The following is a 23,446-nucleotide window of genomic DNA, read 5'->3' on the forward strand; positions in this document are numbered from 1 at the left end:
CGAGCAAAGCGAGACTGAGAGGGTTATTTTCAGGAGGAAATAACCAATGTCTCAGCATGATCGTTATATCAGCCCCTTTTCCACCCGCTATTCCTCGGACGAGATGCAGTATATCTTCTCGGACGACAACAAGTTCCGCACATGGCGCCGCCTGTGGGTGGCGCTGGCCCGGGCCGAAATGGAGCAGGGCCTGACCAACATCACCCCCGATATGGTGGCCGAGCTGGAAGCCCATGTGAACGATATCAACTATGAAGTGGCCATTGAGCGCGAAAAGCTGGTGCGCCACGACGTGATGAGCCATGTTTACGCCTACGGCCAGCAGTGCCCCAAGGCTGCCGGCATCATCCATCTGGGTGCCACCAGCTGCTACGTGGGCGACAACACCGACATCATCGTGATGCGTCAGGGTCTGGAGCTGGTGCGCAAAAAACTGATCGGTGTGCTGGCAAAGCTGGGCCGCTTCGCCGAGGAATACAAGGACATGCCCTGCATGGCCTACACTCACTGCCAGCCCGCTCAGCCCACCACTGTGGGCAAGCGCGCCACCCTGTGGGCCAACGAGCTGGTGATGGATCTGCAGGAGATCGACCACCGTCTTGCCGTTCTGCAGCTGCGCGGCGTCAAGGGCACCACCGGCACGCAGGCTTCCTTTATGGAGCTGTTCAAGGGCGACGCCGATAAGATCCGCGCCGTGGATGCTTCCATCGCCAGGGAGATGGGCTTTGCGCCCGATGCGGTCATCCCCGTGTCCGGCCAGACCTACAGCCGCAAGGTGGACGCCTTCATCCTGAATGCTCTGGCCGGCATTGGCCAGAGCTGCATGAAGTTCGCCACCGACCTGCGCCTGCTGGCCAACTTCAAGGAGATGGAAGAGCCGTTTGAAAAGAACCAGATCGGTTCTTCCGCCATGCCCTACAAGCGCAACCCCATGCGCTGCGAGCGCATCTGCGCGCTGAGCCGCTACCTGATGGTGGATGTGCTGAACCCCAGCTTTACCACCGGCACCCAGTGGTTTGAGCGCACGCTGGACGACAGCGCCAACAAGCGTGTCGCCATGGCTGAGGGCTTCCTTGCCACCGATGCCATTCTGAACATCATGCTCAACGTCACCGATGGCATCGTGGTGTACCCCAAGGTGGTGCGCAGCCGTCTGATGGCAGAGCTGCCCTTCATGGCCAGCGAGAACATCATGATGCAGGCTGTGGAAAAGGGCGGCAACCGTCAGGAGCTGCACGAGCGCCTGCGTCAGCACGCCATCGCCGCCGGCAAGCAGGTCAAGGAAGAGGGCCTGCCCAACGATATGGTGGAGCGCATCGCTGCCGACCCCGCCTTTGGCCTGACCCGCGAGGAGATCGTGGCGGGCCTTGTGCCGGAAAACTTTGTGGGCCGTGCACCGCAGCAGGTGGAGGAGTTCATCGCCAATGTGCTCAAGCCCATCTTCGATGCCAACCCCGATGCCGTGGAGCAGCACGCATCCCTGAGCGTGTAAATGTAAAGCTGTCATGCGTATTAAAAATAGAGAGAGGCTAATTGGCCTCTCTCTATTTTTAATACAAAAATCTATGAAAAAACGTCTGGATATGCTATACTCATTCCATAAAATCGGACAGGTGTGAGGCAGGACGTGAATTTTATTTGCAAAATCGACCGGGAACTTTATCGTGTGGTCGAAGAAGACTTGGTGACGGATGAAGTCATTATTACCGAGCAGCAGATTCTGCACATTGAAGAAGGCCATCCGGGCGACTTTGAACGTCTTGCAGAGCATATCCCACGGATTTTACAGGAGCCGATTATATTCTGCGTGCGAATCGCCCGCATACAGCGCTGGTTTTAAAACAGATCGAAACGCCGGAGTTCGAAGCAGAGGTGATTTTGCGGCTGAAGGTGTCGAGTGATCCGAAAGAGTATAAAAACTCGATCATCACGATGTGGAAAATCAGCAAAAAACGTTTTCAGTGACTGCTTCGGCAGGGTGATACACTTTACAAAAAAAGAATAAATGTGATATCCTGTACATAGGATAAGAGAGCATCTGAGGTGGTCAATTTCGTGGCAGCCACACGCCGATGGTAACGACAAGAGCTTTTGCTCTGAGAGATGCAGGAGAACGCCACGCCTGCCGGATGCCACTCGATGGGGAACGGTTCAGATGCCGTTCCCCGTTCCTGTTTTCAGGAAAAAATTTAAAGGGTCGCCGCATCTGCGGCGGCCTTTTTTGATGCCTGTCCCCCTTGAGAAAAATCCGCTGTCATGCTACACTGGGAGCATCATCAACAAAGGAGAACCGCGTATGCGATTGGATAAATACTTAGCCGAGACGGCCCAGTGCACCCGCAGCGAGGCCAAGGCGCTGCTTTCCAAAGGGCGGGTGCAGGTGAACGGTGCTGTCTGCAAAAAAGGGGACACCCAGCTCAGGGAAACCGATACGGTGGCCGTGGACGGCAAAGCCCTGAATTACCAGCAGTTTGTGTACCTGATGCTCAACAAGCCCGAGGGGGTGGTGAGCGCTTCCACGGACAAGCGGGACACCACCGTGGTGGATCTGGTGGGGGACGCCTACCCGCGGCGGCAGCTGTTTCCGGCGGGGCGGCTGGACAAGACCAGCACCGGCTTTGTGCTGCTGACCGATGACGGCACCTTTGCCCACGAGATCCTTGCTCCAAAGCGCCACGTCTCCAAGACCTACACTGTGGTGCTGGACACGCCGCTGACCGAGGAGATGCGCACCGGCTTTGCCGCCGGGGTCACGCTGGCGGACGGCACAGCGCTTTCGCCTGCGGAGGTCACGGCCCTTTCTGCCGACGGCCTGACCGTGCGGGTGGTGCTGCGGCAGGGGGTCTACCACCAGATCAAGCGGATGTTCGGCGTGTACGGCGCAGGCGTGAACGGCCTGCACCGGGACGCCATCGGCGGCCTTGCGCTGGATGCAGCCCTTGCACCGGGGCAGTGGCGGGAGCTTTCTGCCGAAGAAGTGTCAAAAATTACCATCTGAGAGGGTGCGCTTTTCACCCGGATTTCAAAAAAGCAACACATTTTGCCGGTAAAATAGAGGCCAGAACCACGCAAAAAGGCACTTTTTTGGCTTGAAAAACCCCTGAGAGATAATATTCACAAGAAAAAACTATCTTTTTTGTTGAAATATGTTGCAAAAGTAAATTCTTTTGTGTAAAATATAAAATGTAATGCAGCTAAATTGTTGAAAATCACGACCGGCTGCCGCTGCGGTTTGCACAAACGAGGAAAAGGGGTATCCATTATGGCCAATAGAGTATTTCAAAGCGTGATCTACCAGATGAAAGATGCGATCAACCGGGTGGTCGGCGTGGTGGATGAGACCGGCGCTGTCATTTCCTGCTCGGAGCTGAACCTGATCGGCGAGGTGCGCGAGGGCTTCATGGCAGAGCGCCTGACGGCGGGGGACCGCTTCGTGCGCGATGGCTACACCTATCAGCAGTTCTCCAGCGCCAAGCATAACGATTATGCAGTGTTCGTGGAGGGCGTGGACGAGACGGCTGGTCAGTTTGCCGCCATGCTGTCCATCAGCCTGCAGAGCATCAAGCAGTACCACGATGAGAAGTTCGATAAGTCCAACTTCATCAAGAATGTGGTGCTGGATAATATCCTGCCCGGCGATATCTATGCCAAGGCCCGTGAGCTGCACTTTGCCACCGATGTTTCCCGCGTGGTGTTCATCGTGCGCGTGACTTCCGGCGGCGACATCTCCGCCTATGATGTGGTCAGCAGCCTGTTCCCGGATAAGCAGAAGGACTTTGTGTTCAACATCAGTGAGACGGATACGGTGCTGGTGAAGGAGATCCGCAAGGGCATCGACCGCACGGATATGGAAAAGCTGGCTGCCAGCATCGTGGATACCCTGTCCGGCGAGCACTACATCAAGGCTGTGGTGGGCATCGGCACCCCCATTTCCAACGTGAAGGATCTGGCTACCTCCTTCAAGGAAGCACAGATCGCCATGGAAGTGAGCAAGGTGTTCGACACCGAAAAGCAGATCATCCGCTACGATAATCTGGGCATTGCACGCCTGATCTATCAGCTGCCCACCACCGTGTGCGAGATGTTCCTGCGTGAGGTGTTCAAGCAGGGCAGCATCGAGAGCCTGGATCAGGAGACCCTGTTCACCATCCAGCGCTTCTTTGAGAACAACCTGAATGTGTCGGAAACCAGCCGCGGCCTGTTCGTGCACCGCAACACGCTGGTGTATCGTCTGGAAAAGATCAAAAAGCTGACTGGCCTGGATCTGCGTGAGTTCGACGATGCTATCGTCTTCAAGGTAGCATTGATGGTCAAAAAGTACCTGTCCAACAATCCGGCCAAATACTAATAGGCTGCAGGCTCTGCCTGCGGTGCAGAACCGGCCGCTCGCAACCGATGCTGGCCGGTTCTTTTTGCTGTGAAAACAGATTTTAATGTCAGGAGCTAATATTACCCTATGATCGATTTAGAACACGTTTCCAAGGAATATAAACGGGGCGGACCGCTTGCACTGGACGACATCAGCCTCCATGTGGACGATGGCGAGTTCGTGTTCCTGCTGGGCCATTCCGGCGCAGGCAAATCCACCCTGCTCAAGCTGTTGCTGCGCGAGGAGCTGCCCAGCGAAGGCAAGGTGACTGTGCTGGGCAAGGATGTTGCCCGGCTGCGCCGCCATCAGGTGCCGTATCTGCGCCGTCAGATGGGCATTATCTTTCAGGATTTCCGCCTGATCCCCACCATGACTGTGTACGAGAACATCGCTTTTGCCATGCACGTCACCAATGTCAAGCGCAAGGAGATCCGTGACCGTGTGGAGTACATGCTGGAACTGGTGCATCTGGAGGATAAGGCCAAGGCTTACCCGGACACCCTTTCCGGCGGCGAACAGCAGCGCGTGGCTGTGGCCCGTGCACTTGCCCACGGCCCCAAGCTGGTCATTGCGGACGAGCCCACCGGTAACATTGACCCGGAGCTGAGTCTGGAAATGATGGAACTGCTGGAGCGGGTGAGCGAAATGGGCATCACCGTTGTGGTCGTCACCCACGAACACGAGCTGGTGCGTCAGTTCCATCAGCGGGTCGTTACCCTGAAAAAGGGCCGCATCATTTCGGACGTGCCTGCCGATAAGGAAGCCATCCGGGAGCGGGCAGAGCGCCGGGAGCGCCTGTTTGAGACCGAGCTGGAACCGAAAAACACTGCAGAAAAGGAGGCGGCCACCGTATGATGAGACCTTCTACCTTCTTTTTCCTGGTCCGGCGCGGCGTGTGCAATCTGGGCAAGCACTGGGCCATGACCTGTGTGTGCATCCTGTCCCTCAGCGTCTGTATGACCCTGAACACCTTTGCAAGCCTTGCAGAGGTGAACGTGGACAGCATGGTCAACTATCTGGGCAGCCAGAACGAGACCGTGGTCTATCTGGACCCGGAGTGCGATGATGCCACCGCTCAGGCTGTGGGCGAAAAGCTGTCTGCCATGCCCGGCGTGACCAATGTGCAGTTCGTCTCCAAGCAGGACGTGCTGAACACCTACCGCAATTACATGGAAGATTACTCCTCCCTGTGGGACGAGTTTGAAAATGACAACCCCTTCAAGGCAAACTACCGCGTCTCCATCGCAGACCTGAGCCAGATGGAGGAAATGAGCAAGAAGATGCAGGCCATACAAGGCGTATACAGCGTGACCGCTCCGGTGGAAATGACCAACGTCTTTGTGCAGGTGCAACGCTCTGTTACCAAAGTGGGCCGCGGTATCGTGCTGGTGCTGATGGTGGTCAGCATCATCACCGTGGGCAGCACCATCCGCCTGAGCGTGTTTGCCCGCCGCCGCGAGATCGAGATCATGAAGTATGTGGGCGCCACCAACAGCCTTGTCACCCTGCCCTTCTTTGTGGAGGGTCTGGCCATGGGTCTGATCTCCGGTGCACTCACTGCAGCGATCAGTCTGGGCGGCTACTCCTATATGGTGCAGGCCTCCGATGGTCTGGGCGGCGTATGGGAAATGATCATGGGTCAGGCCCTTGTGCCGGTGAGCGCCGTCTGGTCCACTATCATCCCGTACAGCCTCATCGGCGGTGCTGTTGTGGGTGGTCTGGGCAGCATGTTCTCCATCCGCAAACACTTGAATGTATGATGGAAAGGAGCCGCACATGAAAAAAGCACTTCATGCAAAGCCCTTCCGGCTTCAACTGCCCGGCTACACGCCGCGCCATGCCCGGCCGGAGCCTGCCCGCAGTAAGCTGCTGCGGGGCGTCAGCCTGTGTCTGGCAGCCGCGTGCCTTGTGGCAAGCGTAAGCTTTCACCCGGCTACGGCAGCCACCAGTATGGCCAGCCTGCAGAACAAGCTGAACAGCCTTTCCAAATCCATTGACCAGCACAAAAAGGAGCTTTCGGACGCAAAGAAAAAGGAAACTGCGGCAAAGGCGCTGGAAAGTGAACTGAAGGAGCGCGTGGGCGTCATTCAGTCTCAGATCGGTGTGCTGAGCACCCAGATCGCGGCGGTGCAGAACAGCATCGGCCAGACCGAGCAGAAGATCAGCGCCAAGGAAGCGGAGATCACCCAGAAGCAGACCGAGATCGACGGCCAGTGGGACGATTTCAAAAAGCACATGGCGGCGATGCAGGAGCTGCGCGATGGCGGCAGTGTGGCCATGCTGAGCGCGGTGAACGACCTGTATGAGCTGCTGACCTTCAACGAGGTCATGCAGGATATCTCCATCAAAGATACCGAGATCATGGACAATATGAAGGCCGCCAAGAGCGCTCTGGAAGCAGATAAGGTGGAGCTGGAAGCCCAGCGCAAGGAGCTGAAGGGCCAGAAGGCAGAGCTGGATACCCAGAACTACCAGATGAAGGCCAAGCAGAGCGAGCTGAACAGCAGCATCTCTGCGGCACAGCTCTCTGCACAGGACGCCCAGAAGGCCCAGAAGGCAGCGCAGGCGGCCATTGAATCGGACGAGCTGAACTATGAGGCGGTCAAAAAAGAGATCCAGAAGTCGATCGCAGCGGCTGCATCCAGTAAGCCGCAGCTGAGCTTTACCGGCTTTGCCTGCCCGCTGAAGAGCTATACCCGCGTTTCCAGCGAGTACGGCTGGCGTAAGAATCCGGTGTCCGGCGTCAACAGGCTGCATGCCGGCATCGATCTGGCGGCCCCGGGCGGTACGCCCATCTACGCAGCCGCCAGCGGCTATGTGCAGGTGGCAGGCTGGTCCAGCGGCGGCTATGGCAACTATGTCATCATCTATCACGGCAGCATGTCGGACGGCAATGCCTACAGCACCCTGTATGGCCACATGAGGTCGGTCGCCACCAGCGTAGGCAAGTATGTCAAGCAGGGCGAGCTGATCGGCTACGTTGGCTCTACCGGCAACTCTACCGGCAACCACCTGCATCTGGAGGTCTGGAAGGGCGGCAAAAAGGCCAATGCGGTCAATCCGCGTGGTTATATCCCGTTCCCGCACAACTGAGTGTATTTATAAGGAGTCTGGTATTCTATGAACGAACAAAAACATAAGCGTTTGCTGCGCATCGGCTGCCTTTTGCTGGCAGGCGTGTTTGCACTTTCGCTGCTGGGCAGTGTGCTGATGATGCTGCTGTTCTGACAGGAGGGAGCAAGGCATGAACCGTAAGATCTCTGTAGGCATGGCCGTCACCATTGTGATCCTGGCTATGACCGTGACCTTTTCCATCACCATGCTGATCGCCATGCGGCTGTTTGACAGCACCGTCAGCAGCGTGAAGGAAAAGGAGAGCATGTACAACAAGGTGGCCGAGGTGGACCGCTATGTGCGCAGCAACGACTACTATCCCATCGACGAAACGGTGCTGTATGACCGCCTGACGGCTGGCTACCTGCTGGGCACGGGCGACAAGTACGCCCGCTACTACAGCGCCATTGCTTACACGGAGCTGATGAATCAGCAGAGCGGCAAGGTGATGGGCATTGGCGTGGAGCTGGGCATCGACCAGACCGGCTACGCAAAGGTGACCAAGGTCTACGAGGACTCGCCTGCACAGGAGGCCGGCATCGTGGCAGGGGACTACATCACCGCCATTGACGGCACCGAGGTGAAGAGCCTTTCCGGCGTGGACGCTGTGCAGGCCCGCCTGCAGGGCGAGGCCGGTACGACCGTCAATGTGACATGGCTCAACAGCGAAGCGGCCTCCAAAACGGCAGACCTGACCCACTCCGGCTATACCAGCACCACCGTGGATTACCAGATGCTGGACAGCGTGGGCTACATCAGGATCCGCCAGTTCGACGGCAGCACGCCCAGTGAACTGGATTATGCCATTCGTTCCCTGACCGCCAGCGGGGCGCAGAGCTTTGTGTTCGACCTGCGCGACAACGGCGGCGGCGTGCTGGATGATGCCGTCAGCTGCATCGACCTGATCGCTCCGGAGGGCACGGTGGCTTATGCTGAGGATAAGAACGGCAACCGCACGATCATTGGCAGCAGTGATAACGAGAGCAGGGTAGACCTGCCCATCGTCTGTCTGGTGAATGGGAACACCGCCAGCGCAGCAGAGCTGTTTGCCGCCAGCCTGCACACCATGAACGGTGCACGTCTGGTGGGCACCACCACCATGGGCAAGGGCACCATCCAGAGCAGCCCCCAGCGCCTTTCGGATGGCAGTGCGGTGAGCATCACGGTGGCAAAGCTCATCTGTGGTGACGGCTCCTGCTTTGACGGCACCGGTCTGAGTGTGGATGTGGAAAAGGCTCTGACTGCAGAAGAGACCACTAATTTCTATGATTACACCCCGGAGACCGACCCGCAGATCCAGCGTGCGGTCAGCGCAGCACAGCAGCTGAGCGGTACCACGACTCTGGGCGGTGTCAACGACGCGGCTTCCTCGGCGGCTGCATCCGAATCTGCGGACAGCGTCGCTGCTGAGCAGGAGAACACGTCCTCTGAGGAAACGGCTTCTTCTGCCCAAGCGGAAACAAGCAGTGAAGCTGCATCCAGTGCGGAATAAAAGGTAAAACCGGCAGAAATGCTGCATGAGCTTCTTCTTGTAAAAAAGTAACCCGGTTTATTGCAGTGCTGTTTGCCGTACGCATGTTCCTTTCTTGAAACGGCTTTTGAGCGCGCTCGTAGGGCGCGGTGATGCCGCATGCCGTACCGACTCCTCACGTGGAAAAGCGTTTTGGAGCGCCCCGCAGCGCTCTCGTTTACCGTACCGACCCCTTCTCGTGAAAATGCAACCCAGCCAGACCTGCGGGTCTGGCTGGGTTGCCATATTATAATAATATTTCCGCTGAATATGCCCAAAGCGACGCGGAGGGCATTCAAATCGTACTATTGAAAAAGGATGGAATCTATGCCCGAACTGACCGACCTCTCGGTGATCCGTGCCCTGTGCGAAAAATATGATTTTGCACTCTCCAAGGGTTTTGGACAGAATTTTATCATCAACCCGGGTCTGCCGCCCAAGATCGTGGATGCCAGCGGCGTAGACCGGCGCTATGGCGTCATTGAGATCGGCCCCGGCATCGGCGTGCTGACCCGGGAACTGGCAAAGCGTGCTGCCAAGGTGGTGTCCATCGAGGTGGACGAACGCCTGCCGCCGTTACTGGCCGAAACGATGGCCGGAGTGGACAATTTCAAGCTGGTATTACAGGATGTACTGAAAGTGGACCTGAAGGCGCTCATTGCAGAAGAGTTTCCCGGAATGCCGGTGGCGGTGTGCGCCAACCTGCCGTATTACATCACCAGCCCCATCGTCATGAAGCTGCTGGGCGATCGTCTGCCCATCGAGAGCCTGACCGTTATGGTGCAGAAGGAAGCCGCAGACCGTCTGGCTGCTGCGCCCGGTACCCGGGCCTCCAGCGCCATCAGCTGCGCCGTAAGCTACTACGCAACCTCCAAAATGATGTTCACTGCTGCGCCCGGCAGCTTTTACCCGGCACCCAAAGTGACCAGCGCTGTGGTGCGCATGGAAATCCGTCCGCAGCCCGCCGTGCAGGTGGAGGATGAAGAAGGCTACTTTGCACTGGTGCGTGCCGCCTTTGGTCAGCGCCGCAAGACCGCCGCCAACGCCATTGCCAGTGGTCTGGGGATGCCCAAGGACGCCGTGACTGCCGCCATTGAAGCTGCGGGGTTTGACGCCCGCATCCGCCCGGAGGCTCTCACGTTGGAGGATTTTGCCAAGATCCAGCAGGCTCTTGCCCGCTGACCCCGCCGACGTCCCGCCCGTTTCAAGGTGAAGCCTGTCTCTTACGCGATTACCGAACCACCATCCACCCGGACGGTGGTTTTTGTTTGCGCATTTTTCAGGAGAAGGCGGTGAAAGAGCGTTTGGCAGGGTGGACGCCGCGAGCCGCGCAGAATAAAAAGGAACCCGGGTCGCGGCTCCCAGCGGCTGTGTCGTGCCTTGGGCGGCACGCGCATCCTGCTGGCCGCAGCCCCAACAGCTCCTCCCTGCTTCTGCCGCTGGCAGCGGTCGTCGCTGTTGCACTGGGCTGTTTTTGCGCCGTCTTCAGCGACGTCGCCGCAGCTGTTCGAATCCACCCTTGAGAGTGAAACTTGAGATACCGGATAAAACAAAAAACCAGCGTATTTTCTACGCTGGTCTTTTTGGTGGGCGCGGGTGGATATCGCGAGCCGCGCATCTAAAAAAGCCCCGCAGGGGCTTTTTTGCCCGCCGGACTATTCGGCGGGCCTTACGAGTTGCGCTTGCCGCTTTTTCTGCAGCCCCTTGGCAGGGCTTTGAAAAAGCGGAGCGCTGCCCCAGCCTCGCCTCCCTGTTTCCGCCGCAGGCGGCGGTCGGCTCCGCTGTTGTTCGAATCCACCCGCCCAGTGAGTCTGACTTTGCAGTAAAACAAAAACCTCAGCGTACTTTCATACGTTGAGGTTTTTTGGTGGAGCGAAGCAACCCAAATCCGAACCATTGCCCTCTGGGGCATCTTTGGCGGCGATCTCATCGAAAGCGATGGTTTTTGTGCCGTCTTTGTAGTTGAATGTAATCAAAACTTTTTCATCATAGAGATAAACAGCATTCACGAACGTGTTGATAAGCGTTTCCCGGTGGCTTTTCACGTTCGGGTCGAGCTTGCGGAACCGGATCAGCCAGAAACGAACCTGATTTTCGCTCAACCGTGGCCGAGCGATTTTTTCTTCGGCAATCCGAACCTCAAGCTCTTTCTGCTGGGCTTCCAGCTTTTCCAAACGTAATTTGGTGGAGTTGGTCAGCACACCTGCTTGAATGGCGTTCAGCATATTTTCAATGCCGTTCTCTACCTCGCGCATCTGCTTTTCCAGCAAAGGGAGAGTGGTGTTTTCCTGATCCTGCAACTCCATCACTTCCGCAACGATGGCATCAATCACGGCATCGTCCTGAATCAGCTTCATGGTTTCAGCCACGACCAAATCTTCCAGCCACTCTTTACGGACGGTCTTTTTCTTGCAGGTCTTGAAACGCTTCGCGGTGGCGCACTTATAATAATGATGAACGACTTTGTTCCGACCCGTGCCGCACTCGCCGAACATCATGGCGCCGCACATTCCGCAGAACAGCTTGGTGGTGAGCAAGTAATCGTCCTCGGCCTTGTGGCGGGCAGGAGCGCGGCTGTTCTTCTTGATTTTTTGCTGCACTTCTTCAAACAAGTCCTTGTCCACGATGGCCGGAATGCTGTCGGGCATCACAATGTCCTTGAAGCGGTTTTCACCGATGTACCGTTTGTTCGTCAACAGCTTCTGAATGCTGTTGTAGGTAAACTTCTGGTTGCGGTTGGTGGTCACGCCACTGTCGTTCAGCCAGTTCATCAGTTCTTTCATAGTTGCGCCATCGTTGTACCGCTGAAAGGCTTCTACCACAAAGGGAGCTTTCAGCGGGTCGACTTGAAAGAACTTCTCCTCATCCACCTTAAAACCAATGGGAATCGTGCCGCCGTTGTACTTTCCCTTCAGAACATTCTCGGTCATGCCGCGCACAACTTTTTCAGAAAGCTCTGCCGAGTAGTATTCAGCCATGCCGGTGAGCATGCTCTTGACCATGATACCTGCAGGGCTGTCAGAGATAGGCTCCGTGGCAGATACCAGCTTGACATGATTTCGTTCCAGCTGATACTCATAGTGGGCCGAATCATAGCGGTTTCGGGCAAAACGGTCAAGCTTCCAGACCAGCACAATGTCAAACAACCGTTTCTCGCTGTCCTTGATCATCTGCTGGAAGTCCGGGCGGTTATCGGTTTTGGCGGAAAGGGCGCGGTCAATGTAGTGCTTGACCACGGTAATGCCGTTCTTTTCGGCGTAGGCCGTACACTCGCGAATCTGACCTTCGATGGATTCTTCGCGCTGGTTATCGCTGGAATAGCGAGCATAAATCACGGCGGTCATGCAAACACCCCTTTCACTTCATTCTCCGCAGGCGGCGCACAAGGTCGGATGCACTGTACAGCACACGGGCTACCGACACCGCATCCTCGCTCACGATGTAGAACACCGAGTAGTTGTCCACCAGCATCTGCCGCAGCCCTTGGGTGCGCTCCGGCTCGCTTTCCACTAGCGCACAGCGTTCCGGCAGGATGTTCAGCGACTGGATTGCTTCTGCAATGCGGTCATACTGTCGCATTGCGGTGTCAGATTCCAACAGACGGTCGGCAATGTAGCTGTAGATCTGCTCCATATCGCTGAGTGCCATCCGGGAAATTTTCACATCATACTGTTTCATCTGTGCTGTTCCCTGAACTGGGCGAATGCGCTTGCGGCATCCACGGTATCACCGTTCTGAATTTCCTTAATGCCTACCTGCAAGGCTGCATGAAGCTGATCATCGGTCATGGTGTCAGCGTTCAGAGCCGCAGGAGCTTTCGGCAAAGACAGTGAGAAGGGAATGCCGCCAGTCAGGGTGATCTGGCGCAGGTACATATCAATGGCTGTTGCCATTGGGATGCCAAGCTGCTTCAGCACATCCTCGGCTTGCTGTTTGACGCTGGGGCTGACCCTGACGTTCAGCATCATCGTTTTTTCCATGGTTATCACCTCGAATTTATTGTAATGCTTTCTGCATTACAAGTCAATCGAGAACTAAGTGACATTTGAAATTCTCCATATTGCACAATATGTCAATCGTCAAATTGTTCAAAGCGCAAAATATTCATTCGTTAGAATAAATCTTTGGAGTATGCCCAGCTAGTGCTAGGTGGTGAGATTGAGCATTATCTCTCACTCGGTTGTGACCATGGCAGACTGAAATACTGACTTTTAATTAAAATATCCAAAGTAAACCAAGAGCCTTCTACTTGCAGTTGTTACAAATAGAGGGCTCATGGTTAGTTAGTAGTTCAACCTATTATGGTAACCATCTGAAAATACTGATACTGATATTCGTCTTCTAATACCGCCTGCATTTCTTCCATGTATAACGGGTCTTTCAACAATTTGGGATGAAATGCTCGCTCTCTCCAGAGTCGGACTCCAATTTCGGGAAAAAAATATTCCGTTCCCAGTTGCAAGTCCTTTTCGTTGCAAATAACGTTGTCCTTTTTCATTAAGCTATCAATAATACACTCGGCAGCTGTATTAAACATATCCATCCCGAACAATTTTATTGATGCCACTTTAGACAAATCACGCTGGATGCCGATTTCAGTAGCTTTTCCGTTCCGGTACTGCACAAGAAAGAACGAAGCGTTATCCATATATCGTCCGGTTATCAAATTAGGGTCATCGGTTTCCGCACAACATTCCATTTGCATTGCTTCATCAGAAGAATTCGACCAATGTTTCTTCATTTCTAGAAGAGCATTTTCTAGCTCATCTGACGTCATGCCTAATTTTAATTGTCCAATTCCAATATGTGGTATAATAATTATCTCTTTCATAACAAAACCTTATACCAAAAGGTAAACCACACAAATGCAGCAGTTGCACATATCATCAGAACCAGTAGTATCGTACTTGCAAGTTTCTTCTCAATGGAAACTTTCTGATTTTCGCATAGGACAATCTGCTGAAGATTGTGAAATTCGGCTTCGCTGACATTTCCATTTAATGCTTTCCATGCAGTGCAGCGATCTGTAACCAGCAAAAAATCGGACAGCATTTCCATAAAGATGACAGCGAAAAATGCCAGAGAAAAGAACCACATCCCATTCCATTGAAGTTCTGTCAACACACTCTGAAGGCTTGCAGGCTTTAATGACACTAACGAAATAATGTAAATCAACGTGTTGCAGAAGTCTCTTGCTAATGGCCCTTTTTGCTTAAGAAAATCCATTTTCAACCCTTTCCTTTCATCTTTATTTTTGAAATATGTGTTCTATTTTTCTGCACCGGAATCACCCTCTCATAATTTAGAATCAAAAGCAAAATTTATAAGATGCAAAGCGATTGTGCGTCATATTTTGCTTTATCAAAAATTGTTGAAAGCAGAACCCCCTCAACATTTAGGTTAGAAACGCGTTCTATAAGTTTTGTTTTATCATTGAAAGGGCAAAGTCTTTCAATAATGATTCCGTCAGTGTCACAGCAAAAATTCCAATAGCCTTCACTGTTTGTAATTGAATATTTCTTTCCATGATAAGCAAACTCTATTTCGCGTCCACAATTTAAATCCTCAATAATCATCTTAAACGGTACGTTGTTCACAGTTGTTCTCCTTAATATGCAGGCCCTCGTACGCCATTGTTCCAATCATGTCTATGGGGAAACGTATGGCCTGTTCCCCCGTGGCGATAATCAATATCCATATCCGCATTTCCATTCTTATCGTAATATCTTCTTTGCTTCACACCTTCACTATCTTCGAGAATCCTTAGACGAATACGGGGTTCCGGTTTTAGGCAGAGAAGAGCCTTCAGAAGTACTTTGCGTTGAATGTTTATCTGTTGGTTCTCCAGTATTTTTTGCATCTTCATAAGCTTGTTCTGCTCGTTCAGCAAACCATTGAGTAACAGTGTCGTATACCCATGTGCCTACTTCATATATTAGTCAACGTAGTTTGCCTTGTGTTTGTGACAACTTTTTTGAAAAAATTTCTGCTTATTGTTATGTTTGTATGCTTATACAAAAAAGCACCATGCTATTTGTCAATTTCAACAAACAGCATGGTGTCTCATATTAAAATACGTTTTCAGCAATTCTCATAATCTCATCTCGGGAGGTGTTTCCCATAATCGTGTTTGAAACGCCTCCTCGCTCCCAGCTTAAAATATAAACGGCGTCTCCGTTTTCGCTTGCACTCGTTCCCAAAGTTGCATCTGCTTCTCCGACCTTTACGGTTTCGTACACTGTATGCTCATTATCAAATAGGGACTGCTGCCCCGGCTGGATAATTGAACAACGGACAGTGTAGCTTTCCTCTGTTTCTTTTGACGAGTAAACATGTAAAAAGTTTTCTGCTCGTTCAAATTTCTGCGCATCGTCCATTTCAAAGCCGTCCGGCACATAATGATCGCTGTATCCATCCGGTAATCGTTCCAACGGTTCGCCGTCCACTTGATACGTCAGCTGCATCTCAATGGGCAGGAACTTCTGAATCATCGTATAGACCGCCTTGCGGAAGTCTGCACTTACTGCAAGCGCACCGAAGGTCAGAATTATCAGCGTCAGGGCCGCAACAAGCACTCGCTTCAGCACCGGCGGCGTTTATGCAATGCCGCTTTCAGGCGAGCATCCCATCGGGACGTGTCCGGGTAGCGTTCCTTAAGCTGTGCTGGAGTTGGCAGTTCGTCCAGTTCTTTTTGTGCATCTGCACGGAGTGCCATCATCAATGCAGCGTCAAAAGAAACTTCTGTCCGCTCACTCATGGCTGTTTAGCTCCTTCCACAATAGTTTTCTTCCACGGAAAAGCCGCATCCGAACCACTTCATCCGTCAGTCCAAGCGATTCGGCAATCTCCCTGTTGGTGCAGCCCATTGCCAAAAGGCGCAGCGGATCACGATACATCGGCTTCATCTGTCCGATCAGTTCTGTCAGGTGTTGGATGTTATCGGTGCTGACTGCTGCATCATCCGGCACCGGGGCATCATCTGGTGCGTCCGGGACTTCTTCCAGCGGTTCTTCTCGCTGCTTGCGAAGCATATCGTAAGCACGGCTTCTACTACAACTAACGAGATAAGCAGCGAGTTCGTGACAGTTTTCTCGATGAATTTTAGAAAAATTTTTGGCAACGTACAAAAACACCTCTTGCAGTACATCTTCTGCCAGATACGAATCGCCCATAATTTTGTAAGCAGTATGGTAGACCAGCCGCTTGTAGGTATTGTATACATCTACAAATTGTTCTTCACCGCTCTGGTCATCCAGAACTGCCAGATACATTGCCAGCATTTTCGCTCACATCCCTCTTATCGGGAGGAATTATGTCAATTTGACACAATTCCTCTCTGCCCATTCATATAAACCACCACGGCAGTTCCAGCCACAGATTATCCATGACCTGTTCCTCCGTCTTTTTTGCGCGGCCTTTTGTCAGGTGAAAGTATATCGCCGTGCCGATCAGCGGATGTTCCTCGCCATCGGTGAAGCCATAGCGGTACAGCAGATAGGTCTGCTCCCGTTGGGTCAGCCGTTTCAGGCCATCGTACAGTTCCCGGCGCGATTCCTGCTCCTCCATAATGCTCTGCGGCTGCATGGCGTAGGGGTCGGCTATGGCTTCAATGCGCCGCAGCTGCTCTTCTCCCGGCAGAACATCGTCCAGCGAAACGCGCTGGTAGCAGACGCCGTCCTTGTCCTCCGTTACCATCCGCTGTTCAAAAGCGGCAAAGGCATCCCGCACCATGTCCATCATGGCGTTGCGAATGGCAGGAGCCGCATAGGTCAGGAACTTCATGCCGCGCACTGCATCGAACTTCGGCACAGCTTTCCACAATCCCAGATTGCCTGCCTGTTTCAAATCGTCCGTGTCAAGGTTCAGGCCAGACTGTGCCAGATTCATGCTGCGGAAAAGGTCATTTGCCACCTTGCCGATAAAGGACTTGTTGTTGTCGATCAGGCTGTCCAGCGCGGCGGCATCGCCTTTCTGTGCCAGCGCACAAAGCCGTTCATTCGTCTGCTTCATGGGCGTTTTCCTGCTCTGCGGCGGACTGCAAGATTCCCAACAGACCGCTCCGCAGCTGTTCCAGTGCTTCCGGCGTGGCTCCTTCCATGCCCGAAACACTGTCCAACATTGCGTCTGTCAGCTGCTCTGCCGTAATCGTTGGGTGCTGCACATCCTGCCCTTTGGTCAATTCGGTGAACATCTTCTCTGCCACTTTCTTGCTCATGGCTTCCTGTTCAGCGTAGTGGCTCCCGATACCCTTTTTGATTTCCTTGACCGCCGCCATGAAGTACATCTCAATGTCATCAAGGTCGCCTTGGTACACCGGCTTTCTCCGAAGGCTGATGTCTTTTGCGGCTTTCGCTGCTTCCGGGGTCTTGACCCTTGTGCGCAGCAGAGTGCTCAATGTCGTAAGCATGGCGTTCTGTGCTGCGATGCCGGAAGCAAAGGTATCATCAAAATACTGCGATATGCGGTAAGTAAGCTCTGCGAAGCGAGCGTTTTCCAGCAGCAGGTTGACCACCTCTGTATTGACACGTCCTGTGTAGAGGTTCTTTGCAGCTTCTACGGACAAGCCTAACTCGGCAATGTCGTAGTTCTTGCGGTCGGGAATGTTGGTTTCTCCCAGCAGAAAATCCGTGGACACGTTGAACAGCCTTGCAATTTTCAGCACCTGCTCATGGGTCAGGGTCCCTTTTGCGCCGCTGATGAAGCGGCTGATGGTGCTTTTAGAGCAGCCGATTTCCTTGGCAAGCTCCGGTTGGCTGATGTCGTGCTCTTTCATCAAGTCCGCAAGACGGATGTTGGATGGTGCGGGCAGATATTCCTGTGCCATGTGGTCGGCCCTCCTTTTGGAGTTTTTTCCTCATTATAATACGCTCTGCCGTTTTGTTCAATATACGGTTTCCTCTCTGCCCTTGCTGTTGCAACTCTGCAACCAGTAAGGGCTTTTTTCTTTTTCCGTTGCAGTTCTGCCGCTTTTTCGCCCTTTCTGCAAAATTTTCCGTATATTCAGGCACAAGGCAAAAAAACACCAGAGTTCCCACTTTGGGGTACTCTGGTGCAGTACATAACATCGCCCTGCCCGGTGGCCGCAGGGTGCGGGGCTTTGTGGGCATCGAGCCGCTTGTCCACCCCTGCCCGTAAAAAGTGCATTTTTTCACGGAAGAAGTTCGTACAACCTGTACGGTCTGTACTTGTACGCATCTGTACGGCGAATTGAAACAAATTAAAACGAATTATCGTTTATATTTCGGATTTCCGTACGTCGTACGAGCCGTACAGGTTATTTGAAGTCCGTACGCAATTTTTTCAGATGCGTACGGAGCGATCAAGTTCGCATTGTGCGAACTTGATCGTAGCTCTCCCGCAGGAGACGTTCCCCCTCGGAGAGTCCTCAAAGAGCCCACTACACTTTGCAGCCCATAGGGATGAAAGTGTTATAGTGGGTTATTACACTTCCGCAGAAGTGCATCTCCGTTCCCCGTCACCTCTCGATGAACCTTGAAAGGAGGGATGCCCTTTGGCAAGAAATGATGGCATTGACCGCACCAGTGTTCGAAATCTCGCCGTTTCGGACAAGGCCGTTGGCAACACTCAGCAGCACAACGAGCGCGAAAAGGACAGCTACCGGAACCCCGACATCATCCCCCAGCGCACTGCATGGAACATCCACTTCAAAAAGCCAACCGCCAGCTACACCGACCTGTTCTCCCAACTGGAAACCGCTGGCACGATTTCAACACGCGGCTTGAAGCCGGATGCCACCCATTACTGCGAGCTTGTCTTTGATGTCAACTCGGCCTACTTTGACAACCACGGCGGCTACGAGTTCGCCAAGCAGTTCTATGAGGATGCCTACCAAGCTGCCGTTCAAATCGTGGGCGGTGAGCAGTATATCCTCTCGGCAGTCATGCACGCCGATGAGATCAACCGTGCCATGACCGAAGCATTAGGCCGTGAAGTCTACCACTATCATCTCCATGTGGTCTATGTGCCTGTGGTGGAAAAGCAGATTCTCTGGTCGAAACGCTGCAAGGACAAGGCACTGGTCGGCACAGTCAAGGAGACCGTCATGCAGGTCAGCCGAAGCAAGAAGTGGGCTTCCAAGCCCCTGCTGGACGATGCCGGAAAGCCTGTCCTGCAAAAGAGCGGCAAGCCAGTCCTGAAGAAGTCGTACAGTGTCCTGCAAGACGATTTCTTCCACTATATGCGCAACGCCGGGTATACGGATGTAGAGCGCGGTGAGCGTGGCAGCACTGAAGAACACCTGACCGTCACCCAGTTCAAAGTTCAACGGGAGCAGGAACGGCTGGACAGCCTGACCGCCCAGATTGACCAGAAAGAGCAGCACCTCACCCAAACAAACAAAACCCTCTCCAAGACCGAAAAGGAACTTGCCGCTGTGCAGAAAAAGGCCACGCTCACAAAAGAAGCCCTCATTCATGTGCGCGATCTGGATTATATCGGCAAGCGCACCTTTCTCGGTAACTACTCGCTGACCGAAGAAGAATTTTCCAAACTGAAAAAGCAAGCCGACCACGGCTATATGATGGACGTGGAGAACCGCCGCTTGAAAGAAGAACTTTCCACCGCCAAGAAGGAGGCCGTTCGTTGGAGCAACAAGTACCACGACCTGTGGTACGACGTGAAACCCTATCTGGATGCTCTCCACCGTGCGCCCGAACTGGTGCGCGGCTTTCTCGAAAAGATTCTTGCCCCTAAGCAGGAGCGCACCATGAATGTGCCGCAGAAAAACCGCAAGCGCGGGCAGGATATGGAACTTTGATTTTCGGAGGACACTATTTGAGCAAAAAGAAGAAGTCAAACAAATCCGGCTACCCGGATGAAGCAATCAAGACTCTTGCACGTTGCTTTTATCCCTCCATGGTTGATTTTTTCAACAGCGAGGAAGGCCAGCGTGAATATGAGGAATGGCTGAAAGAGCAGGAAGCTCTACAAGCCTTGCCTGTTGCAGCATAAAAACAGCAGAACGCTTCCAGTAAAGGGAACGCCCTGCCTTATATAGATGTATCTCACCGAGGTGTGTCCAGTTGGGCACACCTCTTATTTTTTTGCCCTTAATCTTCTAAACCATGGCTCCCAGTTGTATTCTTCAAATATTCCTCCGGGTCACCATTCAGAATCAAATCTGCGTAGCCCAGCGGGTCATTGTAGATGAGATAATCCAGTTCTGACCTCTGCGCCATGGTCACATCCAGTGCATCCTCGACCCCAGTGCAGTCGATAGAGATCATTCTCCCATCCCGGAGCAGCAGCTCCACGCAGCCAGTATCCATGTTGAACTTGCAGGCTCTTTCATCGTACTTCATAATCGCATCCTCCAAATCTTGTTATTGGCTTACGGTCTATGACAAGGTATCGGAGTTTTGCGCCGTCCACGGGAGCCTTCGTTGTTGTACCCAAAGAAAACGAAAAAACCGAACCCTTCTCCAATCGGAAACAGGTTCGGATTTTTCTTGTTTGGTGGGCGCGGGTGGATTCGAACCACCGAAGCTGAAAGCAGCAGATTTACAGTCTGTCCCCATTGGCCACTCGGGAACACGCCCATATTCAATTCGCAGTCTCACAGACTGCCTGTATATATTACCACTGGGGCAAGGGTTTGTCAATGTTTTTTGAGGAAATTTTCTTGCAGGGGACGGAAGTAAGCGAAAAGCCCCGGGATCAAGGCGTCCCGGAGCTTGTTGGAGCTGGTGACAGGAACTGAACATGTTCCGACACTTTTCAAAAAGAAAAATGCACAAAAAACATACCTTGAAAATGTTCAGGACGCTAAATTATTTCGGAATCCGAAAAAAGTATTGATGTATCCCAAACAGCGTGTTATTCTGTAGACAGTGCTTATTTCATAATCCGAAATAAGCGAAGACAATGGGGTCTGAAAGGAATCACAGCTATGAAAAAATCCAGCCTGCGGACAGTAAAGGAGAAGAACCGCCGCCTGATTTTGCGGGCACTACTCACCGAGGGCGGGCTCTCCCGGATCGAACTGGCAAAGCAGACAGGGCTTTCTCCCAGCACCATCACGGCACTGGTGGGAGAGCTGCTGGCAGAGGGCGTCGTGCAGGAGAGCGGCCTGCGTGCCGCAACGGCAGGGCGCAGCCGTGCCGGACTGACCATCTGTCCGGACTATGGCAGGGTCGTTGTGGTGGATATCGGCCGCAGCCATGCGGTTTTATATCTCTACGACATGGCTTTGCAGTGTGTGTTCCGCACGGTGCTGCCCGACCACGGCGGGGATGGAAACGAGCTGCTGACTTCGATCTCTGATGCGATCTTTCAGGGCTTTTCCATGGAGGAGCTCCACGCAGGCAAGATGAAGAGCATTGGGCTGCTGTTTCAGGACGACACCGAGATCAGCGAGTTCCGCGTGATGTACTCCACCGGTTATACCGCGGCGACCATTTCTCTGCGGGAGGCGCTGTTTACCCAGTTCAAAGTGCCAATCGTGGAGGAATACAGCCGGGTCTATACCGTGAGCCGTGCACTGGCAGAGGCCGGCAAGTCGGTAGGTTCCAACTATGCACACATCGACCTTGGCGACCGAGCCGTGGTGCAGATCGTGCAGAAGGAACAGCCGGTGGCACTGCGCAGCGAGGGACAGGCAGACATCACAGGTCTGCTGCTGCCCGAAGGCGGCTCTCTGCTGGAGCTGGCGCAGAACTTTGAAGCTGCACCGCCCGCTCAGCAGGCGGCAGCGCTGAAAAGTGAGCAAAGCCCGGTGAGCTGCTTTACGGTGCGGCTGAGCAATGTGGCACGGATGCTCTGTTCGCTGTTCGTGATCGAGAAGCTGTATCTCTCCGGCCCGGCGGCTGCAAGCCCGGCGTTCATGCGCGGGGTGGTACAGAAGCTGAAAAGCCCGGAGATGCGTCCGGTGGTGCTGAACCCGGATCCTGTCCATACGCCTGCCTTTATGGCAACGGATCTGCGTCAGAGTCTGCTGTGCAGCACGGACGCCTGAAAATGAAACTTGCCGTGGTTTACGGTGAGAATAAAGGGGGCTTGCCCCCGCAAAAAAAGGAGCAGAACTATGTTACAAGGCATTCTGATCGTTGTGGCATTCCTGGTCGTCGCGGCATTGATGATGACCAAGAAGATCCCTACTCTGCTGGCGCTTCCTTTGATGGCTGTCGTCATCTGCATCATCGCCGGTGTGCCGATGTTCGGCAAAAACGCGGACGGCGCAGAGATCGGCTGGCTGACCACTGTGTTTGAAGCCGGCACCGTCCGTATGGGCAGCGCCATCATGGCAACCATCTTTGGTGCATGGCTGGGTCAGCTGATGAACAAGACCGGCGTCACCGAGAACATCATCAAAAAGAGCGCTGAGCTGGGCGGCGACCGTCCGCTGGTAGTCACCCTGATCATGGTTGTGGCCACCGCCGTCCTGTTCACCACCCTGAGCGGTCTGGGCTCCATCATCATGGTAGGCTCCATCGTGCTGCCCATCCTCATCTCTGTCGGCGTGCCTGCTGCAAGCGCAGCCTGCATCTTCCTGATGGCATTCACCACCGGCCTTGCCTGCAACATTGCAAACTGGAAGAGCTTTGCAAGCATCTTCTCGCTGGACATCGCCGACATTCAGGGCTTTGAGATCTACCTGATGGCAGCGACTGCCATCGCCACCCTCATCATGGTCATCGTGGAGTTCAAGCGCAACGGCATCAAGTTTGCATTCTCCGCTCCCGTGGACAACACAAAGCCCACAAAGCAGCTCACCGGCGTGCGCGGCGGTCTGGCCATGATCACCCCGCTGATCCCCATCGTGCTGGTCGCCTTCCTGAAAGTGCCTGTCACGCCTGCATTCACCGTTGGCATCATCTGGTGCCTGCTTTTCACCTCGCAGAGCTTCAGCAAGGCCATGAACCAGATGACCAAGACCTGCTACGACGGCATCACCGATGCAGGCCCCGCCGTCATCCTGATGGTCGGCATCGGCATCCTGTTCCTGGCTGTCACCAACGCAAGCGTCAAGGAAGTTCTGAACCCGCTGCTGCTGGCCATCGTTCCCACCAGCCGCGTGCCCTACATCATCTTCTTCGCTATTCTGGCACCTCTGGCGCTGTACCGCGGCCCCATGAACATGTTCGGCCTCGGCTCCGGCATCGCAGCGCTGATCATTGGTCTGGGCACCCTGAACCCGCTGGCTGTCATGGCTGCCTTCCTGGCGGCTGAGCGCATCCAGTGCGGCGGCGACCCCACCAACACCCAGAACGTCTGGACCGCAAACTTCTGCGAGGTGGACGTGAACACCTGCACCAAGAAGATGCTGCCGTATCTGTGGGCAGTGTCCGTCGTCGGCGTCATTCTGGGCGCGATGCTCTACTTCTGAGTTGTTTTCTCCCCCACAAGCCGTCTGCAGCGGGCTGTACGCAGTCCGTTGCATGGGCGGTCCGAGTATCCCGCGCGTTTGTCGTTCCATCTTCGCGAGATGCTGGGAC

The 23,446-nt window shown here is 54.0% G+C and carries 26 protein-coding genes, 1 tRNA gene and 1 pseudogene; 14 read left to right on the plus strand and 14 right to left on the minus strand.

All coding sequences use genetic code 11. The annotated features are described in order from the left end of the window. Window positions 1-46: 46 nt before the first annotated feature. The 9 genes from purB to rsmA all read left to right on the plus strand — a co-directional run bounded on the left by purB (window position 47) and on the right by rsmA (window position 10,175). Window positions 47-1,492 (plus strand): adenylosuccinate lyase, encoded by a 1,446-nt coding sequence (purB, locus tag ACKXF9_RS06985; protein WP_418265682.1) that lies wholly within the window; start codon window positions 47-49, stop codon window positions 1,490-1,492. A gap of 174 nt (window positions 1,493-1,666) precedes the next feature. Next, a complete protein-coding gene (locus ACKXF9_RS06990; RefSeq protein WP_348583914.1) occupies window positions 1,667-1,840 on the plus strand; it encodes a hypothetical protein in 174 nt (57 codons plus the stop codon). Between the two features lie 456 nt (window positions 1,841-2,296). After that, window positions 2,297-2,998, plus strand: a complete 702-nt coding sequence (locus ACKXF9_RS06995) for a pseudouridine synthase (protein WP_249238293.1) — start codon at window positions 2,297-2,299, stop codon at window positions 2,996-2,998. Window positions 2,999-3,262: 264 nt separating this feature from the next. Next, window positions 3,263-4,348, plus strand: a complete 1,086-nt coding sequence (locus tag ACKXF9_RS07000) for a PucR family transcriptional regulator (protein ID WP_005944450.1) — start codon at window positions 3,263-3,265, stop codon at window positions 4,346-4,348. Window positions 4,349-4,456: 108 nt separating this feature from the next. After that, window positions 4,457-5,224 (plus strand): cell division ATP-binding protein FtsE, encoded by a 768-nt coding sequence (gene ftsE, locus ACKXF9_RS07005; RefSeq protein ID WP_249238294.1) that lies wholly within the window; start codon window positions 4,457-4,459, stop codon window positions 5,222-5,224. Further along, complete coding sequence (locus ACKXF9_RS07010) at window positions 5,221-6,129, plus strand: cell division protein FtsX (RefSeq protein ID WP_418265683.1); 909 nt, start codon at window positions 5,221-5,223, stop codon at window positions 6,127-6,129. Before ftsE ends, ACKXF9_RS07010 begins: the two co-directional genes overlap by 4 nt. Before the next feature lie 16 nt (window positions 6,130-6,145). Next, window positions 6,146-7,462, plus strand: a complete 1,317-nt coding sequence (locus tag ACKXF9_RS07015; RefSeq protein ID WP_418265684.1) for a murein hydrolase activator EnvC family protein — start codon at window positions 6,146-6,148, stop codon at window positions 7,460-7,462. 151 nt (window positions 7,463-7,613) lie between these two features. Then, a complete protein-coding gene (locus ACKXF9_RS07020) occupies window positions 7,614-8,975 on the plus strand; it encodes a S41 family peptidase (protein ID WP_418265685.1) in 1,362 nt (453 codons plus the stop codon). A gap of 345 nt (window positions 8,976-9,320) precedes the next feature. Further along, entirely contained in the window at window positions 9,321-10,175 is an 855-nt protein-coding gene (gene rsmA, locus ACKXF9_RS07025) for a 16S rRNA (adenine(1518)-N(6)/adenine(1519)-N(6))-dimethyltransferase RsmA (protein ID WP_339396039.1), read from the plus strand. A gap of 665 nt (window positions 10,176-10,840) precedes the next feature. Here the strand turns inward: rsmA and ACKXF9_RS07030 are convergent. Genes ACKXF9_RS07030 through ACKXF9_RS07040 form a run of 3 tightly spaced genes read right to left on the minus strand, consistent with a single transcriptional unit; the run spans window position 10,841 to window position 12,973 of the window. Further along, window positions 10,841-12,337, minus strand: a complete 1,497-nt coding sequence (locus tag ACKXF9_RS07030) for a recombinase family protein (RefSeq protein ID WP_418265686.1) — start codon at window positions 12,335-12,337, stop codon at window positions 10,841-10,843. A gap of 13 nt (window positions 12,338-12,350) precedes the next feature. Beyond that, window positions 12,351-12,671, minus strand: a complete 321-nt coding sequence (locus tag ACKXF9_RS07035) for a type II toxin-antitoxin system RelE/ParE family toxin (RefSeq protein WP_055187107.1) — start codon at window positions 12,669-12,671, stop codon at window positions 12,351-12,353. Next, window positions 12,668-12,973: a type II toxin-antitoxin system RelB/DinJ family antitoxin gene (locus ACKXF9_RS07040; RefSeq protein ID WP_097781600.1), complete on the minus strand. Its 306-nt coding sequence runs from the start codon at window positions 12,971-12,973 to the stop codon at window positions 12,668-12,670. Before ACKXF9_RS07040 ends, ACKXF9_RS07035 begins: the two co-directional genes overlap by 4 nt. 135 nt (window positions 12,974-13,108) lie before the next feature. On the opposite strand from ACKXF9_RS07040, the pseudogene ACKXF9_RS07045 reads away from it, so the two are divergent. Then, window positions 13,109-13,201 (plus strand): annotated as a pseudogene (locus ACKXF9_RS07045) (DUF6061 family protein); the annotation flags it as partial. 83 nt (window positions 13,202-13,284) lie between these two features. On the opposite strand, the gene ACKXF9_RS07050 reads toward ACKXF9_RS07045, so the two are convergent. The 9 genes from ACKXF9_RS07050 to ACKXF9_RS07090 all read right to left on the minus strand — a co-directional run bounded on the left by ACKXF9_RS07050 (window position 13,285) and on the right by ACKXF9_RS07090 (window position 17,817). Continuing rightward, the gene (locus tag ACKXF9_RS07050; RefSeq protein WP_129872948.1) at window positions 13,285-13,824 is read right to left on the minus strand and encodes a hypothetical protein; all 540 of its coding nucleotides are present in this window, start codon (window positions 13,822-13,824) and stop codon (window positions 13,285-13,287) included. Continuing rightward, window positions 13,821-14,219 (minus strand): hypothetical protein, encoded by a 399-nt coding sequence (locus ACKXF9_RS07055; protein WP_294649020.1) that lies wholly within the window; start codon window positions 14,217-14,219, stop codon window positions 13,821-13,823. Before ACKXF9_RS07055 ends, ACKXF9_RS07050 begins: the two co-directional genes overlap by 4 nt. A 95-nt stretch (window positions 14,220-14,314) precedes the next feature. Next, window positions 14,315-14,590: a hypothetical protein gene (locus ACKXF9_RS07060; RefSeq protein ID WP_143405954.1), complete on the minus strand. Its 276-nt coding sequence runs from the start codon at window positions 14,588-14,590 to the stop codon at window positions 14,315-14,317. 11 nt (window positions 14,591-14,601) lie between these two features. After that, entirely contained in the window at window positions 14,602-14,859 is a 258-nt protein-coding gene (locus ACKXF9_RS07065; protein WP_418265687.1) for a hypothetical protein, read from the minus strand. A gap of 202 nt (window positions 14,860-15,061) precedes the next feature. After that, on the minus strand, window positions 15,062-15,580 hold the full coding sequence (locus ACKXF9_RS07070; protein WP_418265688.1) for a DUF4367 domain-containing protein: 519 nt from the start codon (window positions 15,578-15,580) through the stop codon (window positions 15,062-15,064). Further along, window positions 15,574-15,750, minus strand: coding sequence for a hypothetical protein (locus tag ACKXF9_RS07075; protein ID WP_418265689.1), 177 nt, complete (start codon window positions 15,748-15,750; stop codon window positions 15,574-15,576). The genes ACKXF9_RS07070 and ACKXF9_RS07075 overlap by 7 nt, the downstream gene beginning before the upstream one ends. Then, entirely contained in the window at window positions 15,743-16,273 is a 531-nt protein-coding gene (locus tag ACKXF9_RS07080; protein WP_097785869.1) for an RNA polymerase sigma factor, read from the minus strand. The genes ACKXF9_RS07075 and ACKXF9_RS07080 overlap by 8 nt, the downstream gene beginning before the upstream one ends. Window positions 16,274-16,337: 64 nt before the next feature. Next, a complete protein-coding gene (locus ACKXF9_RS07085; RefSeq protein WP_371293107.1) occupies window positions 16,338-17,003 on the minus strand; it encodes a sigma-70 family RNA polymerase sigma factor in 666 nt (221 codons plus the stop codon). Continuing rightward, the gene (locus ACKXF9_RS07090; RefSeq protein WP_418265690.1) at window positions 16,987-17,817 is read right to left on the minus strand and encodes a helix-turn-helix domain-containing protein; all 831 of its coding nucleotides are present in this window, start codon (window positions 17,815-17,817) and stop codon (window positions 16,987-16,989) included. The genes ACKXF9_RS07085 and ACKXF9_RS07090 overlap by 17 nt, the downstream gene beginning before the upstream one ends. 687 nt (window positions 17,818-18,504) lie before the next feature. Between ACKXF9_RS07090 and ACKXF9_RS07095 the strand changes: the two genes are divergently transcribed. Together ACKXF9_RS07095 and ACKXF9_RS07100 are read left to right on the plus strand one after the other, a co-directional pair. Continuing rightward, window positions 18,505-19,770 carry a plasmid recombination protein gene (locus ACKXF9_RS07095; RefSeq protein ID WP_418265691.1) on the plus strand — a complete coding sequence of 422 codons (1,266 nt, stop codon included), beginning with the start codon at window positions 18,505-18,507 and terminating at the stop codon, window positions 19,768-19,770. A 17-nt stretch (window positions 19,771-19,787) separates the two neighbouring features. Further along, a complete protein-coding gene (locus tag ACKXF9_RS07100; protein WP_412288600.1) occupies window positions 19,788-19,964 on the plus strand; it encodes a hypothetical protein in 177 nt (58 codons plus the stop codon). 98 nt (window positions 19,965-20,062) lie between these two features. On the opposite strand, the gene ACKXF9_RS07105 is transcribed toward ACKXF9_RS07100, so the two are convergent. Continuing rightward, window positions 20,063-20,314 carry a DUF6061 family protein gene (locus ACKXF9_RS07105; RefSeq protein WP_418265692.1) on the minus strand — a complete coding sequence of 84 codons (252 nt, stop codon included), beginning with the start codon at window positions 20,312-20,314 and terminating at the stop codon, window positions 20,063-20,065. Between the two features lie 152 nt (window positions 20,315-20,466). Then, window positions 20,467-20,551: transfer RNA gene (locus ACKXF9_RS07110), tRNA-Tyr, on the minus strand. Window positions 20,552-20,901: 350 nt separating this feature from the next. On the opposite strand from ACKXF9_RS07110, the gene ACKXF9_RS07115 reads away from it, so the two are divergent. Together ACKXF9_RS07115 and ACKXF9_RS07120 are read left to right on the plus strand one after the other, a co-directional pair. Further along, window positions 20,902-21,966, plus strand: a complete 1,065-nt coding sequence (locus tag ACKXF9_RS07115; RefSeq protein WP_418265693.1) for a winged helix-turn-helix domain-containing protein — start codon at window positions 20,902-20,904, stop codon at window positions 21,964-21,966. Window positions 21,967-22,035: 69 nt separating this feature from the next. Beyond that, window positions 22,036-23,337, plus strand: a complete 1,302-nt coding sequence (locus ACKXF9_RS07120; RefSeq protein ID WP_418265694.1) for a C4-dicarboxylate ABC transporter — start codon at window positions 22,036-22,038, stop codon at window positions 23,335-23,337. Window positions 23,338-23,446: the final 109 nt, after the last annotated feature.

Origin of the sequence: Faecalibacterium sp. 9 (assembly GCF_048320955.1) — a bacterium.
GTDB lineage: Bacteria > Bacillota > Clostridia > Oscillospirales > Ruminococcaceae > Faecalibacterium > Faecalibacterium wellingii.